Source organism: Arthrobacter sp. NA-172 (genome assembly GCF_043952055.1).
In the GTDB taxonomy this organism is placed as follows: domain Bacteria; phylum Actinomycetota; class Actinomycetes; order Actinomycetales; family Micrococcaceae; genus Arthrobacter.
On the sequence record NZ_JBINOT010000001.1, the window covers coordinates 1,467,688 to 1,485,394 of the forward strand.

Genomic DNA, 17,707 nt, shown 5'->3' on the forward strand with positions numbered 1-17,707 from the left:
GCGCAGGTTGGAGCGATAGCCAGGGGCGCACCGGTAGGAGAAACTAAAAAAATCCCCGGAACCATATGGTTCCGGGGATTTAATTTGGTGGCAGATGAGGGATTCGAACCCCCGTAGGCGTTGCCAGCTGATTTACAGTCAGCCCCCTTTGGCCGCTCGGGTAATCTGCCGAACTTCAAAAGAAGATCACTCTCAATCACCGTTCCGTTTCCGATCCGGTAAGCGCGAGCAAGACAACCTTACAGAACTTCCGCCGAAGAATCGAATCGAGGCAACGGAGCCCCAAAATCATCGAAAAGATCAGGCGCCACCAAAGATACGTCCCGCTAGCTTGGCCTCGAAACTGACTGCTTGCTCCAGCGTGATCTGGTTGAGCTGCACAGCCCGTTGCAGATCAGCATGGATGCCGTCCATCCTGGATGCCGCGTCCGGGACCGGACTCAAGACCACCGAAGCGGCAAGGGCGGCAGCTGCAACCGCACTCGCGGCGGTGGCAGCAGCGACTCCGATTGAGCCGGCGGCGGCAGCCGCTGACTTGGTGACGTATCGGATGGCCTGGTGACTCATAGTGCTCCCTTTCAGGATGGGCTGTTCCAACTGATACAACTCTGACCGGGCAGCCTCGGTTCCGGCCATGTGTGTGCTGTGAGCGAACTGTGAACGTACAGCCCGCGCTGAACCCGGGACGCACGGCCGCTTCCGTATTAGGCTGGATGGCAGACAAAGCCGCCCGCTTCCGGGCCGCAACAAGCCGATCAATAGGAGAGTCATGGCAGGCGAATCCACATTCGACGTCGTCAGCAAGGTAGACAAGCAGGAAGTCGCCAACGCGCTCAACCAGTCCCAGAAGGAAATCGTGCAGCGCTACGACTTCAAGGGCGTGGGCGCGGAGATCGACTTCAGCGGCGAAAAGATCCTCATGAAGGCCAACTCCGAGGACCGCGTCTTGGCAGTTCTGGACGTCTTCCAGTCCAAGCTCATCAAGCGTGGAATCTCCCTGAAGTCCCTCGACCAGGGCGAGCCTTATCCTTCAGGCAAGGAGTTCCGCCTGGAATGCTCCATCAAGGAGGGCATTGCCCAGGACATCGCCAAGAAGATCAACAAGATCATCCGCGACGAGGCTCCGAAGTCCGTCAAGTCCCAGATCCAGGGCGACGAGCTCCGCGTCACCTCGAAGTCCCGCGATGACCTGCAGGAAACCATGAACATCCTGAAGAAGTTCGACGAGGCCGATCTCCAGTTTGTGAACTTCCGTAGCTAAGAGAGGCCCGGGCCTCCAAGCCCGGAAGTCCGACGACGGCGCGTTGCAGCGAAAGCGGCAGCGCGCCGTCGTCGTCGTTTAAGTCGTCGTCGTTTAAGCAGCTCGTTGCGCGGCCCTCAATGACCTCACCCTAAATAATTACGGCACGTTTCTTTTGCGCAATCGCTCCGGACAGGTACTGTTCTTCATTAGGCAAGCCTAAGTGTGGCTCCCCTAACGAAAGAATCCCATGACTGCCAACTTCCTGATCGGCCTGCGCGAGGGCCTTGAAGCCACACTCGTCGTGGTCCTGCTCATGGCCTATCTGGTCAAGACCGGCCGCCGCTCCCTGCTCCCCCGGCTGTGGGTTGGGGTAGGCATCGCCGTGGCCGTATCCATCGCTTTCGGTGCACTGCTGACTTTCGGCCCACAGGGACTGACTTTCGCGGCGCAAGAGGCGATCGGAGGCGGACTGTCCATTGTCGCCGTCGCGCTCGTCACCTGGATGGTTTTTTGGATGGCCCGCGCCGCCCGCAGCCTCGGTGGCGAACTCAAGTCGCAGGTGGACAAAATGGCCGACGGCGCCGCTTGGGGGCTCGTCGTCGTGGCAGCCCTCGCAGTGGGCCGGGAAGGGCTGGAAACAGCGCTGTTCCTCTGGGCTGCGGCCCAAGCCGCCGGCGAGTCGACGCAGCCGCTGATCGGCGCCCTGCTCGGCCTGACTGTCGCGGCCGGGCTCGGATACCTGCTTCACCGCGGAGTCCTGAAGGTCAACCTCTCGCGCTTCTTCACGTGGACTGGCGTCGGGCTTATCGTGATCGCTGGTGGCGTGCTCGCCTATGGGATCCATGACCTGCAGGAAGCCGGAATCCTGCCGGGGCTCCACAACCTGGCTTTTGACGTTTCCGCCGCCATCCCGCCGTCATCCTGGTACGGCACCCTTTTGAAGGGCACCCTCAATCTGTCCCCGGCCACCACCTGGCTCGAAGCGGGAGTCTGGCTGCTGTACGTGGTTCCGGTTCTCTACTTCTACATCCGCGCCAACGGGTCAACACCGGCAAGATCCGGCGAGGAAGCCGGCACGGACAGCGGGCGCGCTTCCCACACCGTTACAGCGTCCTAAACGCTTTCACCGCACTCCCAAAACAGAAGGAAACCCCATGCCTGGCACTCCCCTGCCCAAAATGACCCCGCGCAAAACGATCCTGCCCAAAACCGCGCTGCCCAAAACCACCTCGCGGTTGCGGAAGTCGCTCGCCCTCGTCGCGGCAGCCACCGCGGTTCCGCTGGCGTTGTCCGGCTGCACGGACAACGGGACGACTCCCGGCTCCAGCGCGTCGGCCGGAGCGATCCAGGTCACGAGCACCAAAACCGAGTGCAAGGTTTCCACCGGAAGCGTTCCAAGCGGCAACCTGAGCTTTGCGGTCAAGAACGAGGGCACGGAAATCACTGAGTTCTACCTCCTCGCTGAAGACGGCTTGAGGATCGTCGGCGAAGTGGAGAACATCGGTCCGGGATTGACCCGCAACCTGGTTGTCACTGCCCCAGCGGGCAAGTACACCACCGCGTGCAAGCCTGGCATGCAGGGAGACGGGATCCGCGCGGCTTTCGAGGTGACCGAGTCCGGGAACAAGGTGGTCGATGCCGATTTCCAGAAGCTCGTGGATACGGGGGTGCAGCAGTACACGTCGTATGTCAATGACCAGACGGAACAGCTCGTCACAGGCACCAAAGACTTCGCCGACGCCTATGCCGCGGGGGATGCCACCAAGGCGCGCGAGCTATATGCCGCGACACGCATGCATTGGGAACGGATCGAACCTGTCGCGGAATCCTTCGGGGACCTTGACCCCAAGCTCGACGCCCGTGAGGCCGACCTTGAGCCTGGCCAGGAATGGACCGGCTGGCACCGCGCGGAGAAGGACCTGTTTCCGCCGGCCGGCTACACAGCCCTGACCGCCGCCGAGCGAGCCAAGATCGCCACCCAACTCGTGGCCGACACCGAAGAGCTCGGCAAGCGCACCCGGACAGTGCAACTGTCCGCGGACAAGCTCGGCAACGGCGCCAAGGAGCTTCCTGGACGAGGTAGCACGTGGCAAGGTCACCGGCGAGGAAGAAATTTGGTCCCACACGGACCTTTGGGATTTCCAGGCCAACGTCGACGGCGCCCGGATCGCCTTCGAAAACCTCAAGCCGGCTCTCGCGCAAAAAGATCCGGCCTTGGCCACGAGCCTGGATGAGAAGTTCACGGCCCTGCAAGCCGGACTGACAAAACACGCCAAGGGCACGGGCTTCGCCTATTACAACGAGCTCAGTCCCGCCCAGGTCCAGCAGCTCGCTACGCTGGTCGACGCCTTGGGAGAACCGCTGTCCAAGCTCACCTCGGCCGTGGTCCTGTGAGCGGCTGCCCCTTCAACCACGAGCTTGGTGAAGGGCCCGACGGCGGCACCCCGCCTGCCGCCGTCGAGCCGGCCACCGCGCCGGAGTCCGGGGCCGCCGTCGGGTCCCCGCCGGCCACCGCGCCCGGCGTCCCGCCCCGCGTCGTATCCGTCAAGAGGGGCATGTCCCGGAGGGGACTGTTCTCCCTCGCCGGTGTGGGCGGGGCCGGTGCCATCGCAGGGATTGCCGCCGGCTTCCTGAGCCATGACGCGGTGGCCGCAGTGGCCGCCCCGGCCAGCCCTGCAGGCAATGCGGTTCCGTTCTACGACGAGCGGCAGGCAGGCATCGTCACTCCGGCCCAGGACCGCCTCCATATGGCGGCCTTCGACGTCACGGTCGAAGACCGGGCCGCAGTGATCCAGCTCCTGAAGGATTGGACTGCCGCCGCCGAAGCACTGACCGCCGGCCGCACAACGGGCGGGACCGGCGCCGTCGACGGCCCTTACTACGCACCGCCGGAAGACACTGGCGAGGCCTTGGACCTCGACGCCGGCAAGCTGACACTGACTTTTGGCTTCGGCCCGGGTCTTTTCGAAAAGGACGGCAAGCCCCGCTTCGCTCTGGACGGCCGCCGCCCGGACGCTTTGATCGACCTTCCACGCTTCCCCGGCGATGCCCTCGAAGCGGAACGAACCGGGGGCGACATCGTGGTCCAGGCTTGCGCCGATGATCCCCAGGTTGCCGTGCACGCCATCCGGAACCTCGCCCGGATCGGCTTTGGAAAGGTGCGCGTCCGCTGGTCGCAGCTGGGTTTTGGTCGGACCTCGTCCACCTCACGTGCGCAGACCACGGCGCGCAACCTCTTCGGTTTCAAGGACGGCACCGCCAACCTCAAGGCAGAGGACGCCGGACTCTTGGACGAACATGTCTGGGCCACTGCCGGCAGCCGTGCGGACGAAGCGTGGATGGCTGGCGGAAGCTATCTCGTCTCCCGGCGGATCCGCATGCACATCGAGATCTGGGACCGGACGTCGCTGCGCGAACAGGAAGGGCTGATCGGCCGCACCAAGGGCACAGGAGCGCCCTTGTCCGGAGGAGAGGAGTTCACGGCGCCGGACTTCGGGCTCAAGGGCAACGACGGCGGCCCTCTGATCGCGGTCGATTCCCACGTCCGTCTGGCCCACGCGACCCAGAACAACGGCGTGAAGATGCTCCGCCGCGGATACAACTACACCGATGGCTCAGACGGGCTCGGCCACCTCGACGCAGGACTGTTCTTCATCGCCTTCGTCAAAGACCCTCGGACGCACTATGTACCCATGCAAATGGCCATGGCAAAGAGCGACAAGCTGGCCCTGGAGTACCTCAAGCACACCGGCTCCGGCTTGTTCGCGGTTCCCCCGGGCATCAAGCCGGGTGGCTTCGTTGGTGAGGGCTTGTTCGCGTGAAGCCACCCGCCGTCGAACGCTGGCCGCCGTCGAACGCTGGCGCGAACTGGCAGCTGTTGCCCCCAAATCCGCGTTTTGAGGTCATAAGCTGCCAGTTCGCGCTCTCGGAAGTGCGCGCCGGGGGAAGGGCGCCGGGAGGGAAGGGCGCGCAGGGAGGGGCTAGGAAAGCGGCCGCCCGGCCATCCGTTCGAGCCGCTCGATGCGCTCGCGCATGGGTGGGTGGGTGGCGAAGAGTTTGGTCACGACGCCGCCGCGGAACGGGTTGGCAATCATGAGGTGCGACGTGTTCACGAGGCGCTGATCCTGCGGCAGGGGCACCTGCTTGACGCCGGCTTCGATCCTGCGCAGGGCTGAGGCGAGAGCCAGCGGATCGCCGGTGAGCTCCGCGCCGTCGTGGTCGGCGTCGTACTCCCGGGTGCGGGAAATGGCGAGCTGGATCAGTGAGGCCGCAAACGGTGCAAGGAGCGCCATGGCGATCATCGCGATCGGATTCGCGTTCCGCCGGTCCCCGCCGAAGAACAGCAGCATCTGGCCCACCGAAGTAATGACGCCGGCGACGGCGGCCGCAATGGACGAGGTGAGGATGTCACGGTTGTAGACGTGCATGAGTTCGTGGCCGAGGACGCCGCGGAGTTCACGGGCATCGAGCAAGTTCAGGATGCCTTGCGTGCAGCACACAGCGGCGTTCTTCGGATTACGTCCGGTGGCGAAGGCGTTGGGCGTCATGGTCGGAGAAACGTAGATGCGGGGCATGGGTTGGTTCGCCCGCACGGAGAGCTCGCGGACAATCTGGTACAGCTGGGGAGCCTGCGCTTCGGAGACCGGGTAGGCGGCCATGGAGCGGATGGCGATCTTGTCGCTGTTCCAATATCCATACGCCGTTGTGGCCACGCCGATCAGGGCCATGATCCAAAGGGGCGCCGCGCTGCGGGTACCCACGCCAATCACGGCGCCAAGTCCGAGGAGCACCGCCCAGAGCACACCGAACAGCGCTGTGGTCTTCAGGCCATTGTGATGATTATGCACTTCACTACTTTCTTGCAGTTTTCTCGCGATTTTCTTGGGATGCACGTGGTTATGTTCCGGTTAACGCCGACGGCGGCCCGGACGTTCCGGGTCGCCACACTAGGGCACGGGGTGTACGGAGTCGTACCGCAGGAAGCCGCCCTGCCAACGGGCCACGAGCCACGCCAACACGGCGCACAGCACTCCGCCCAGCAGCAATACCCAGCCTTCACTGAGTGCTTTGGTAACGCCACCAGCGAGCATGTCCCCCACTCTTGGGCCACCGGCAACCACCACGATGAACACCCCTTGCAACCGTCCGCGCATGTGGTCAGGAGTGGCCGACTGCAGGATGGTGGTGCGGAAGACGGCACTGACGGAGTCCGAGATTCCAGCGAGGGCGCAACAGAGCGCAGCCGGGATAATCCAGAGTGTCACACCGCCGCGTCCCCCATCACCGGCCAGGACCACCACCAGGCCGAAGGCGGCAATGGAGAAACCCCATCCCGCGACGGCCCACACCACCGCGTAGCCTTGGCGCCGCACCCGCCCCAGGGGTCCGGAGAACAGCCCCGCCAGGAAAGCCCCAACAGCTGTCGCGGCCAGCAGCACTCCGACCGTAGTGTCCCCTCCGCCGATCATGGTGGCGGCGATCGCCGGCATGAGGGCGCGCGGCTGGGCGCAGATCATCGCGATGAGGTCAATGATGAAGGTCATGCGCAGATTGGGCCGCGTGCCCAGGAAACGGAATCCCTCGACGACTGAGCGCAGGCCCGGCGCCGACGCATTCTCGGCTGGCGGGAGGGACGGGAGCTTAAACAGGCTCCACAGTGCGAAAGCAAAGCTCAAGGCATCGATCGTGTAAGTCCAGCCAAAACCGCTCGAAGCAACGAGCACACCTGCAAGCAAGGGACCCGCTGTCATGGAAATGCCCATATTGAGCATGCTCAGAGCGTTGGCGGCGGGCAGCAGCTCCTTGCGGACCAGCAGGGGCATGATAGCGCTGCGGGCAGGCCCGTTGATGCCTTGCGCCCCGCTTTGGATCGCGACGAGCACAAACAGGATCCAGACATTGTTCAACTGGAACCAGGCTTGGAGTGCGAGACCTACGGTGCAGCCCCACAAAACGAGGGACGAAACGATCGCGACCTTCCGCCTGTCATAGGCATCGGAAATCGCGCCGCCGAACAAACCCGCTATCACCAGCGGAACCAAAGCAAAAATGCTGAGCAGGCCCACATAGAGGCTCTGCTGGGTGATGCTGTAGACCTCAAGGCTCACCGCAACCAGCGTCAGCTGGGATCCGACCATCGACACGGAAGACCCCAGCCACAGACGGCGGAACGCAGGGCTTTCGCGAAGCGGGGTCATGTCAGCCAGGAGTTTTGCCACCGTCCAACCCTATCCAGCATTTCGCCTGACCCGGTCAGCCCGAAGGAGGCGTCGCTTGAGTGCCGTGGTCCCTGAGAATTTGGCGGCCGCCGTGGTGGAGAAGAGGGCTGAGGACGGGCTGGGTTCTCAGGTTCCGTTCAAGGAAGGCCCGTCATACTGCATAGACCTAGGGAGAGGACAACCACAATGCGGATTCTGATGGTCGAGGACGAGAAGAGGTTGGCCGAAACCCTCCGCCGCGGACTGGCTAATGAGGGCTTCATGGTGGATGTGACCCACGACGGGGTCAGCGGGCTGTGGGCAGCCACGGAGAACCCGTATGACGCGATCATCGCTGGATCTGATGCTGCCGCTGAAAAACGGGTACGACGTACTGAGGGAAGTGCGGGAACGCAAGATCTGGACCCCGGTTCTGATGCTGACCGCGAAGGACGGTGAGTACGACCAGACCGATGCTTTTGATCTGGGGGCCGATGACTACTTGACCAAACCCTTCAGCTTCCTTGTCCTGGTTGCCCGGCTCAGGGCACTGATCCGCCGCGGCGCCCCGGAACGGCCGGTAGTGCTCTCGCTCGGAACCCTGATCCTCGATCCGACCAACCGCAGCGTCCACCGGAGAAATACACCCATTTCGCTCACAGCCCGCGAGTACGGGCTCCTGCAATACTTGATGCGCCGTCACGACCAGGTGGTTTCCAAAGCCGAAATCCTGGAAAACGTCTGGGATCCCGCATTTGAGGGCGGGGACAATGTGGTGGAAGTCTACATCGGCTACTTGCGCCGCAAAATCGACGCCCCGTTCGCCCTCAGCACCCTCACCACAGTGCGCGGCATGGGATACCGGCTCGGCGCCGACCGGGAATCCGAAACCTAGGTTCGGGCCCCCGGAGGCACCTTACTTTGGAGCATGTTCAGGAATGCGGGATTTCCCGGTTATGAAAATCCAGCGGCAGGCGCAGCTCAAACCGGCAGTGCCCTTCGGCGGTTTGAGCTGCGCTGATCGTGCCGTGATGAGCAGCCATGATCCCCGCCGCGATCGCCAGGCCTAGGCCGCTGCCCCCGCTTTCACGTGACCGGCTGTCATCCAGGCGAACAAAGCGTTCAAAGATCCGGTCCCGGTCCGCCTCGGGGACCGGATCGCCGTCGTTGTCTATGTCCAGCACGACGCCGGTCTGTCCGGTTGCCAGACGCACGTCGATCCTAGTGCGGGCGTGCCGGTTCGCGTTGTCCAGCACGTTCCGCAGAACCTGTCCCAGCCGCCGGGCATCTCCCATGACGCGGACCGGGACGAGCTCTGCCGTGATGTGATGTCCGCTCGTGGAGCTCAGCCGGCGGATCTCCGCCTCGAGGACGTCGTCGAGGTCGACGTCCTCGGCGAGGACGTCGATGCCGCTGTCGTTGGTTTTGGCAAGAGTCAACAGATCCTCGACCAGAGAGCGCATTCGGGCCGTTTCTTCGCCCAAGACATCCTGCATCTGCCGCCAAGTCTCCCCGGAGGGGTCTGTCGATGCGATCTCCACCCCTGCGCTCAGGGTGGCCAGAGGGCTGCGCAGTTCATGGCTGGCGTCGGAGACGAACCGGCGCTGGTCCTTGTCGGAGGCCTGCAACCGGTCCAGCATCGTGTTCATTGTCAGCGCCAGTTCATGGATCTCATCGTTGGTTGCTGGAATGTCCACCCTCTCATCTAGACGGGAGGAGTTGATGCGGGCAACCTGTCCGCGGATCTTCTCGACCTGGCGCAGCGATCGGCCCACCAGAACCCACACCGAGATCCCAACCACCCCCTGCAGCACTGGCGTGGCCCCGAGCATGAACCAAGCCACCGTGGACACAGTGTCAGCCTGCACTTGCGCCGTGGCGGCAACCACCACCGTGTAGACGCCGTCAGCGCTGGGGACTCCGGTGGCGACGATGAGGAAGGAGTCGTTGTCGCCGATGCTGTGCAGGCTGGACACAGTCGCTGGACCAGTGTCTGCCCGGCGCCGGGACGAAGCTCGGACAGCGGCCTTACACTGGCGGCGGTTTCCGATGATGCCACGACCGCTCCGCCGGGGCTGATGATCTGCACATACTGGCCGCTGTGCGCCGTGGTGGCCAGAGATCGGCCAGCCTCGGAGACATCTTGGCTGGTGATTTGCGCTGCCACGTCGATGGCCTTGCGCTTCGCGGCTGTCTCGGTGGCGGCAATCAGTGAGCTCTGCAACAGGACTAGCAACAGCAGGCCACCAACCAGCAGCGCGGCAGTTACAACAACGACGGCCGTCGCCGTCGCCCTTTTACGGACGCCCCAGACCGGTCGGTCCGCCCGAAGCAGGGAGCGGGGCCACGGGCGTGTTCGCGTCATGGTTCACCGGGTTTCATGGTTCACCGGGTTTCATGGTTCAACAATGGCCGCACCGAAGCGGATTGCCTAATCATGGCCGCCGCTCCTCAGGCTCATCACAAGGACACTTAGGTTCTTCTCAGCGGTCCCGGAACAGACTGGATTCATCGCCACCCGCTCCGGATGGCAGCAGCGGACACAGCAGGTGCCCACGATGAAAGGAACCAGCCATGACTGGCAGGAAAGATACGACCATCAAGGAGACCATCGCGAAGATGGACATAAAGAAGAGGGTGCTCATAGGTGCCGTCGGTGTGATGGCCTTGGCGGGCCTCGGTGCCGGCGCGGCCAGTGCCGCTACCCCGGCACCGGCACCGGCACCACCGTCCTCTACGGCCCCGGCAACAACGGACATTTCGACGCCGGGGGCGCCCGAAACCCTGGCGACACCGGTCCCGATGTCCAGCAGACCGGTGACCACACGGACCCCGGTGACCTGCCTGGCTCCCCTTAGCCGAACCGGACACCGCACACCCCGAACCACGAGGAGTCGCCCATGGGAACCAGGGCAGAGGAAGCACCCCTCGGGTGTCTTCTGAAGTAGATCGAATGGCCCGTGAAGGAAACCCCATCCTTTGCGGGCCTTTCCCTGTGCCTCCCTGGTATGTGGCCAACGATTCCGGTATTGCCGTCCAGGATCTTCCGAGGGCTTGGGTTTTAGGCGACGTCTGCTGTTCCGTGCGGGGTTCATCGGAAGTTAGCCTCACCTTATTGTGAAGCACTCATAATAAGTGCTTCAATGGGCGTATGGCAGATCACACGGCAGGCAGGAAGCGTGGGCTTCCGCCCTGCATTCCCACGGACGCCGCGTGACCAAACAGCGTTTGGCGGTCCTCGCCGCCGTTCAGCACAATCCACATTCCCCCGCTGAAGGCATTCTGGCTGCAGCGCGCAAGGATCTTCCCGAACTGACAGCGCAGTCTGTTTATGTGGTGCTGAGCGACCTCACGGACCTGCAGATGCTGCGACGTTTCGAACCGCCCCACTCCCCGGCACTGTACGAGACGCGCGTGGGTGACAACCACCATCACGCCGTCTGCATCAGTTGCGGCCGGGTGGAGGACGTGGACTGCGCCGTGGGCCATGCCCCCTGCCTCACCCCGCATTGGGACGAACACTCCAAACCCATGACCATCCAGATCGCAGATGTCTTGTACCAAGGTATCTGCCAGGACTGCAGGCCAAACAACAGCTTCCTACTCAAACGCAAGTAACCACGAAATAGGAGAACGATGACCGCGAACATCTCAACTACCCAGTCGGGCGCGCCTGTCACGTCAGACGCGCATTCCAAGTCCGTTGGTGCCGATGGTGCCATCATCCTGACCGACCACTACCTGGTGGAAAAGCTCGCCCAGTTCAACCGCGAGCGCGTCCCGGAGCGTGTTGTCCACGCCAAGGGCGGCGGCGCTTTCGGTACCTTCAAGACTTCCTCGGACGTTTCCCAGTACACCAAGGCTGCACTGTTCCAGCCCGGCGTCGAGACGGACATGCTCATTCGTTTCTCCTCCGTTGCAGGCGAGAGCGGCTCCCCTGACACCTGGCGCGACCCCCGCGGTTTCGCCGTCAAGTTCTACACCTCCGAGGGCAACTACGACCTCGTGGGCAACGACACTCCGGTGTTCTTCATCCGCGACGGCATCAAGTTCCCGGACTTCATCCACTCGCAGAAGCGCCTCCCGGGCACCCACCTGCGCGACGCCGACATGCAGTGGGACTTCTGGACTCTCTCCCCCGAGTCCGCACGCCAGGTCACCTGGCTCATGGGCGACCGTGGGCTGCCGGCTTCCTGGCGTGAAATGCAGGGCTACGGCTCGCACACCTACCAATGGATCAACGCCGAGGGCGAGCGCTTCTGGGTGAAGTACCACTTCAAGTCCAACCAGGGCGTCAAGTCCATCACGGGTGACGAAGCCGCTGAACTGGCTGGCTCAGACGCAGACTTCTACATCCGCGATCTCCAGGAGAACATTGCCGACGGCAACTTCCCGTCGTGGGAACTGCACGTTCAGGTCATGCCTTACGAGGACGCCAAGACGTACCGCTTCAACCCGTTCGACCTCACCAAGGTGTGGCCGCACGCTGACTACCCGCTGATCCACGTGGGCACCATGGAGCTGAACAAGAACCCGGAGAACTACTTCGCGCAGATCGAGCAGGCCACCTTCGCGCCGTCGAACTTCGTTCCGGGTATTGAGGCTTCCCGGACAAGATGCTGCAGGCCCGCATCTTCTCCTACGCTGATGCACACCGCTACCGTGTGGGCACCAACCACGCCCAGATCCCGGTGAACCAGCCGAAGAGCCAGGTCAACAACTACAGCCAGGATGGCGCCGGACGCTACCTGTTCAACGCTCCTTCGGTTCCGGTCTACGCACCGAACTCCGTGGGTGGTCCGGCTGCTGTTGAGCCGCAGAACCCGGCCGGCGGCTGGGAGAACGACGGCGAGCTGACGCTCTCCGCACACTCCCTGCACGCCGAGGACGGCGACTTCGTCCAGGCCGGCGCGCTGTACCGCGAGGTGTACGACGACGGCGCCAAGGCCCGTCTGCTGGAAACCATCACGGGTGCCGTGGGCGGCGTCAAGAGCCCCGGCATCAAGGAACGCGCCATCCAGTACTGGACCAACGTCGACGTCGAACTCGGTGCGAAGCTGCGCGCCAACCTCGGCGCGGGTCAAGGTGCTTCCGACGCCGAAGCGGCCAACAAGCTGTAAATAGCCTGCATCAACGAAGCAACCCCGCTGCGGATTCCGCGGCGGGGTTGCTTCGTTAAGGATTTATCCACATACGGGAATCGGGCTATGGCCACAGCTCGCGGGGCATCCCTAGGATCTTTTTATGAGTACATTTACCGGGATCCCCGCCGAAGCCGCCGCTTTCTATGCCGAGCTTGAAGAGAACAACAACCGGGAATGGTGGCTGGCGCACAAAGACGTCTACGACACGTCGATCAAAGAGCCCCTCTCGCTCCTGCTTGCCGAACTGGAGGACGAATTCGGGCCGGCCAAGATCTTCCGCCCGAATAGGGACGTCCGTTTTCGCCTGACAAATCGCCGTACAAGACCGCCCAGGGTGCTTTCGCCGCCACCAAGGAAGGCACCGGCTTCTACGTCCAGTTGAGCGCCGAAGGCCTGCTTGTCGGCGGCGGTTGCCACTCGCATTCGCCCGAGCAAATCACCCGTTTCCGGGCGGCCGTAGATGCTCCCGTCACCGGCGAGGCCCTGCAGCAGATTGTGGACGCAGTAGCTGCAGCCGGCTTCGTCGTCGAAGGCGAAAAACTGAAGACCGTGCCCCGTGGATTCGACAAGGAACACCCCCGGGCGGAGCTACTTAAGCACAAGTCCTTGTCCGCCGGTGTGGAGCTAGGCCAACCTGCCTGGTTGTCCACCGCCGCAGCAAGAAAGGAAATCGCTGCGCGGTGGGAGCAGTTGCGGCCGTTGGTGGAGTGGATGAGCGAGCATGCAGCGCCCTGATGCTCCGCTCCCTGGTACCTTCCGCACCAAGCTTCCTGGTGCCTTCCGCGCCACGAGGGAGAGCTAGACCATCGTGAGGTCTTCACGGTCGGCGTCAGGAGCAGTAACAGCCGCCCTCGCCGCGGCGAATTTCTCGTTCAGGCGGGAGTGGCGTTGACCGTACGCAAAGTAGATGGCAAGTCCGATTGCCAGCCAGATCGCGAAGAAGATCCAGGTCTCCACGGCCAGGTTGGTCATGAGGTAGAGACACAGCACAGCCGAGACCACGGGAAGCACTTTACCGAACGGAACCTGGAAAGCCGGCTTCAGGTCCGGACGCTTCTTGCGAAGGACCAAAATGCCCAGGCTCACCATGACGAAGGCCGAGAGCGTCCCGATGTTGATCATTTCTTCGAGGAGATCCACATTGGTCAGGCCAGCCACGATTGCCACCGCGGCGCCGCAGATGATCTGGAGACGGACCGGCGTCGAACGCTTTTCGCTCGTCTTGGACAGCGCGCGAGGGAGCAAACCATCGCGGCTCATGGCCAGAACCACTCGGGCGAGGCCCATGAGCAGCACCATGATGACGGTGGTTAGACCGATCAGGGAGCCGAAGGCGATGACCTTTGCCGCGTCGGTGTTGCCGACGGCTTCAAACGCCGTGGTCAAGGTGGGGCTCTTGGCTTCGGCCAGCTGCGTGTAGGACACCATGCCGGTCAAGGCCAGGAAGACCAGGATGTACAGCAGCGTCACAAGGGCCAGTCCGCCAAAGATGCCACGGGGCAAGGTCTTCTGCGGGTTCTTGACCTCTTCGGCGGAGGTAGCCACCACGTCGAATCCGATGAAGGCAAAGAACACCAAAGCAGCGCCGGCAAAAATGCCCAAGGTTCCGTACTGCGCTGGAACCGCTCCAGTGAGGAAACCAAAGAAGGACTGCTTCATGACATCCGCGCCGTCGCTGCCGCCGGTCGGCTGCGAGGCCGGGACAAAGGGGGTGTAGTTGGAGAACTTCACATAGGTGAAGCCCACCACAATCACGAACAGCACCACCGCGATCTTGATCAGCGTGAAGATGTTGCCTACACGGGCGGAGAGCTTGGTGCCGAGTACCAGGAGAACCGTGAAGATAGCGACAATCAGGAACGCACCCCAATAGAGATCCACTCCTGCAATGTTCAGGGCCGGGGGCATGTCCACGCCCATGAGTCCGAACACCTTGCTGAGGTAGATACCCCAGTACTTGGCGATCACAGCAGCAGCCGTGAAGAGCTCAAGAATGAGGTTCCAGCCAATGATCCAGGCGAGCACTTCACCCATGGTGGCGTAAGTAAAGACGTAGGCGGACCCGGCCACCGGGATCGCCGTGGCGAACTCGGCGTAACACATGATCGCCAACGCACACGTGACGGCTGCGACTGCGAAAGAGATCGTCACTGCGGGGCCGGCAAAGTTTGCGGCTGCCTTGGCGCCGACGGAGAAAATGCCGGCGCCCACCGCAACGGCGACACCCATGATCATCAAATCCCAGGTGCTGAGGGAACGTTTGAGCTTGCGTCCGGGTTCATCGGCGTCCGCAATGGACTGCTCGATCGACTTGGTCCGGAAGAGGTTCATAGGAGAGTCCACAATCTTGATGGGCGGGAAAAACAGACTCATCAACCGTAGTGTCCGGGCAATGGACTCTCATATTTGTCTCGGATCGTGAGACGCGGGGGCAGTTATCCCTCAAGTTTGGGGACGTTCCAGTCCATCAAAGTGGAGCGGATCAGGAAGCGTTTCCCCTCAGGCGACTCCACGGAGAAGCCACTCCCCCGGCCGCTCACCACGTCCACCGTCAGATGGGTGTGGGACCAGTAATTGAACTGTTCCCGGGACATCCAGAACTCCAACGGCTGCGGCTGCTCGTGGTCGCCGATGTCGAAAAGACCCAGCAAAACGTCCGAGTCCCCGGTGATGAATTCGCCAGCCGGGTAACACATGGGCGAAGAACCATCGCAGCAGCCGCCCGACTGGTGGAACATGAGCGGACCGTGCTGCTCCCATAGTTTCTTCAGCAGGCCGATTGAAGCGGCGGTGAGCGCCACCCGGGAAAAGGTTTCCCCGGGCAGCGTCACTGCGGCGTCGAGCTGGTCAGTTGACACGGTTTAGAAGAAACCGAGCTTGTTCTCGTTGTAGCTGACCAGGAGGTTCTTGGTCTGCTGGTAGTGGTCCAGCATCATGGCGTGGTTCTCCCGGCCGATGCCCGAGGACTTGTACCCGCCGAACGCCGCACCGGCCGGGTAGGCGTGGTAGTTGTTGACCCAGACGCGGCCGGCTTGGATTTCCCGGCCGGCCCGGTACGCGACGTTGCCGTTGCGGGACCACACGCCGGCGCCCAAACCGTAAAGAGTGTCGTTGGCGATGCCGATGGCGTCGTTGTAGTCGCTGAATTTCGTCACGGAAACCACCGGCCCGAAGATCTCTTCCTGGAAGATCCGCATCCGGTTGTGGCCCTCGAAGATGGTCGGCTGGACGTAGTAGCCCCCGGCGAGGTCTCCCGTGAGTTCTGCGCGGGCGCCGCCGGTGAGGACCTTGGCGCCTTCCTGCTTTCCAATGTCGATGTAGGAAAGGATCTTCTCGAGCTGGTCGTTGGAGGCCTGGGCACCCAGCTGCGTTTCGGTGTCCAACGGGTTGCCCTGGATGATCTTGTTGGTGCGGGCCACGGCGTCGGCCATGAATGAATCGTAGATGCCATCCTGAACGAGGGCGCGGGACGGGCAAGTGCAGACCTCGCCCTGGTTGAAAGCGAAGAGCGTGAAGCCTTCCTGTGCCTTGTCGTAGAAAGCGTCGTTCTGCGCGGCGACGTCGTCGAAGAAGATGTTCGGGCTCTTGCCACCCAGTTCAAGGGTCACCGGGATCAGATTCTGGCTGGCGTACTGGCTGATCAGCCGGCCCGTGGTGGTCTCGCCGGTGAAAGCGATCTTACGGATCCGCGGGCTGGATGCGAGCGGCTTGCCTGCCTCGACGCCGAATCCGTTGACGACGTTCACGACGCCGGCGGGGAGCAGGTCGGAGATCAGTTCCATCAGGACCAGGATGGAGGACGGGGTCTGCTCAGCGGGCTTGAGGACGACGGCGTTGCCCGCGGCCAGTGCCGGGGCGAGCTTCCACACAGCCATAAGGATGGGGAAGTTCCACGGGATGATCTGGCCCACCACGCCCAAGGGTTCGTGGAAGTGATACGCCGTGGTGTCGTCGTCCAGCTGCGAGAGGTGACCTTCCTGCGCGCGGATGGCCGAGGCGAAGTAGCGGAAGTGGTCTGCTGCCAGGGGGATGTCCGCGTTCAGGGTTTCTCTGATGGGCTTGCCGTTGTCCCAGGTCTCGGCGACGGCCAGCAGTTCGACGTTTTCGTCAATGCGGTCCGCGATCTTGTTCAGGATCGCGGCGCGCTCGGCCGCGGACGTCTTGCCCAGGACGGAGCGACCTTGTGGGCGGCGTCCAGCGCCAGCTCGATGTCCTCAGCCGTGCCACGCGCAACCTCGCAAAAAGCCTTCCCGGTCACCGGAGTGATGTTCTCGAAGTACTGCCCCTTGACCGGCGCAACCCACTCGCCACCGATCCAGTTCTCATAACGGTCCTTGAAGGTAACCTTCGAACCCTCGGCGCCTGGCTGTGCGTAAACGGTCATTTGTAGCTCCTTTGCTGCGCATGGTGGTGGCTTTCGCCATTGCGTCGAGCGTAGGAGCGGGAAGGTTGCAAGCAGGTTGCAACCTTGTGGGTTGGATCACTTTCACGGCCCAGCTGAGGCCCGGGATCCTTCGGAGGTCAGGGGCCTAGAGACCCGCAGGGAAATTGTAGGAGCTCGGTACCGGCGAGGGCGCCGTGCCGTACGAGAGCACAACCTCGTCGTGGGCCTTGAGGACGACGCCTGTCACCGCCGCATCCTGCTTTGTGCCGTTCACGTAAGCGGTCCAGCCGCCGGTTCCGCCGTGCGGAGCACCAGTGGCGTCTTTGCCGTCCAGGACTCCCCATTCGGTGAGGACCTGGCCGAGGGTGTACTTCAGTCCGGGTGTGGGCGCTTCGATATGGATGACGCCGGACGTGTCGTGTGTGTGAAGTGCCGAGATCCCATTGGGCCGCCCGTCAGCCCCGAAACTGAAGCCAATCTCAGCGGGGACCGTGACGGCTTTGCCATCAACGAGGACGTCCAGATGGGCGTGATAGTGCTCGGCGGTGCCTTCGGCGGTGAGGATATCCAGACCTGCGGCCTTGATTCTCGGTGCCCCGCACCTGGATCGAGTTCCCAAGTGCCGGCGGAAGCCGTAGTGGCCGACGGCGACGGCGTTACCGATGTGGGCGCTGTCTGGCCGGGTGCCCCGCAGGCTGTGGCTCCGGCAAGGAGTCCGGACACGGTCAGGGCAACGGCG

Annotated in this window: 12 protein-coding genes, 1 tRNA gene and 5 pseudogenes; 8 read left to right on the top strand and 10 right to left on the bottom strand. The window is 63.0% G+C overall.

Annotated elements, in window-relative coordinates:
- Positions 1 to 85: 85 nt before the first annotated feature.
- Both ACF0H6_RS07345 and ACF0H6_RS07350 read right to left on the bottom strand, forming a co-directional pair.
- Positions 86 to 170: transfer RNA gene (locus ACF0H6_RS07345), tRNA-Tyr, on the bottom strand.
- A 130-nt stretch (positions 171 to 300) separates the two neighbouring features.
- A complete protein-coding gene (locus ACF0H6_RS07350; protein ID WP_395249033.1) occupies positions 301 to 567 on the bottom strand; it encodes a hypothetical protein in 267 nt (88 codons plus the stop codon).
- 202 nt (positions 568 to 769) lie between these two features.
- Here ACF0H6_RS07350 and ACF0H6_RS07355 point away from each other — a divergent pair, with 202 nt between their 5' ends.
- The 4 genes and pseudogenes from ACF0H6_RS07355 to efeB all read left to right on the top strand — a co-directional run bounded on the left by ACF0H6_RS07355 (position 770) and on the right by efeB (position 5,064).
- Positions 770 to 1,261 (top strand): YajQ family cyclic di-GMP-binding protein, encoded by a 492-nt coding sequence (locus ACF0H6_RS07355; RefSeq protein WP_395249034.1) that lies wholly within the window; start codon positions 770 to 772, stop codon positions 1,259 to 1,261.
- 229 nt (positions 1,262 to 1,490) lie between these two features.
- Positions 1,491 to 2,360, top strand: coding sequence for an iron uptake transporter permease EfeU (gene efeU, locus ACF0H6_RS07360; RefSeq protein ID WP_395249035.1), 870 nt, complete (start codon positions 1,491 to 1,493; stop codon positions 2,358 to 2,360).
- 61 nt (positions 2,361 to 2,421) lie between these two features.
- Positions 2,422 to 3,637, top strand: a pseudogene (gene efeO / locus ACF0H6_RS07365) (iron uptake system protein EfeO).
- Positions 3,634 to 5,064, top strand: coding sequence for an iron uptake transporter deferrochelatase/peroxidase subunit (gene efeB / locus ACF0H6_RS07370; RefSeq protein WP_395249036.1), 1,431 nt, complete (start codon positions 3,634 to 3,636; stop codon positions 5,062 to 5,064). The pseudogene efeO and the gene efeB overlap by 4 nt, the downstream one beginning before the upstream one ends.
- A 159-nt stretch (positions 5,065 to 5,223) precedes the next feature.
- On the opposite strand, the gene htpX is transcribed toward efeB, so the two are convergent.
- The gene (gene htpX, locus ACF0H6_RS07375; RefSeq protein WP_395249037.1) at positions 5,224 to 6,090 is read right to left on the bottom strand and encodes a zinc metalloprotease HtpX; all 867 of its coding nucleotides are present in this window, start codon (positions 6,088 to 6,090) and stop codon (positions 5,224 to 5,226) included.
- Positions 6,091 to 6,189: 99 nt separating this feature from the next.
- Positions 6,190 to 7,461, bottom strand: a complete 1,272-nt coding sequence (locus ACF0H6_RS07380) for an MFS transporter (protein WP_395249038.1) — start codon at positions 7,459 to 7,461, stop codon at positions 6,190 to 6,192.
- A gap of 186 nt (positions 7,462 to 7,647) precedes the next feature.
- Between ACF0H6_RS07380 and ACF0H6_RS07385 the strand changes: the two are divergent.
- Positions 7,648 to 8,335: pseudogene (locus ACF0H6_RS07385) on the top strand (response regulator transcription factor).
- A gap of 37 nt (positions 8,336 to 8,372) precedes the next feature.
- Here the strand turns inward: ACF0H6_RS07385 and ACF0H6_RS07390 are convergent.
- Positions 8,373 to 9,416, bottom strand: a complete 1,044-nt coding sequence (locus ACF0H6_RS07390) for a sensor histidine kinase (protein WP_395249039.1) — start codon at positions 9,414 to 9,416, stop codon at positions 8,373 to 8,375.
- A 507-nt stretch (positions 9,417 to 9,923) separates the two neighbouring features.
- Positions 9,924 to 10,265, bottom strand: coding sequence for a hypothetical protein (locus ACF0H6_RS07395; RefSeq protein ID WP_395249040.1), 342 nt, complete (start codon positions 10,263 to 10,265; stop codon positions 9,924 to 9,926).
- A gap of 388 nt (positions 10,266 to 10,653) precedes the next feature.
- On the opposite strand from ACF0H6_RS07395, the gene ACF0H6_RS07400 reads away from it, so the two are divergent.
- The 3 genes and pseudogenes from ACF0H6_RS07400 (at position 10,654) to ACF0H6_RS07410 (ending at position 13,319) form a co-directional block, all read left to right on the top strand.
- Positions 10,654 to 11,058 carry a Fur family transcriptional regulator gene (locus ACF0H6_RS07400; RefSeq protein WP_395249041.1) on the top strand — a complete coding sequence of 135 codons (405 nt, stop codon included), beginning with the start codon at positions 10,654 to 10,656 and terminating at the stop codon, positions 11,056 to 11,058.
- A gap of 18 nt (positions 11,059 to 11,076) precedes the next feature.
- Positions 11,077 to 12,560, top strand: a pseudogene (locus ACF0H6_RS07405) (catalase).
- A 124-nt stretch (positions 12,561 to 12,684) separates the two neighbouring features.
- Positions 12,685 to 13,319, top strand: a pseudogene (locus tag ACF0H6_RS07410) (DUF2461 domain-containing protein).
- Positions 13,320 to 13,382: 63 nt separating this feature from the next.
- Here ACF0H6_RS07410 and ACF0H6_RS07415 read toward each other — a convergent pair.
- The 4 genes and pseudogenes from ACF0H6_RS07415 to ACF0H6_RS07430 all read right to left on the bottom strand — a co-directional run bounded on the left by ACF0H6_RS07415 (position 13,383) and on the right by ACF0H6_RS07430 (position 17,587).
- Positions 13,383 to 14,915 carry an amino acid permease gene (locus ACF0H6_RS07415; protein WP_395249903.1) on the bottom strand — a complete coding sequence of 511 codons (1,533 nt, stop codon included), beginning with the start codon at positions 14,913 to 14,915 and terminating at the stop codon, positions 13,383 to 13,385.
- A gap of 104 nt (positions 14,916 to 15,019) precedes the next feature.
- Positions 15,020 to 15,442, bottom strand: a complete 423-nt coding sequence (locus ACF0H6_RS07420) for a DUF779 domain-containing protein (protein WP_395249042.1) — start codon at positions 15,440 to 15,442, stop codon at positions 15,020 to 15,022.
- 3 nt (positions 15,443 to 15,445) lie between these two features.
- Positions 15,446 to 16,968: pseudogene (locus ACF0H6_RS07425) on the bottom strand (aldehyde dehydrogenase family protein).
- Positions 16,969 to 17,113: 145 nt separating this feature from the next.
- Positions 17,114 to 17,587: a hypothetical protein gene (locus ACF0H6_RS07430; RefSeq protein ID WP_395249043.1), complete on the bottom strand. Its 474-nt coding sequence runs from the start codon at positions 17,585 to 17,587 to the stop codon at positions 17,114 to 17,116.
- Between the last annotated feature and the right edge of the window lie 120 nt (positions 17,588 to 17,707).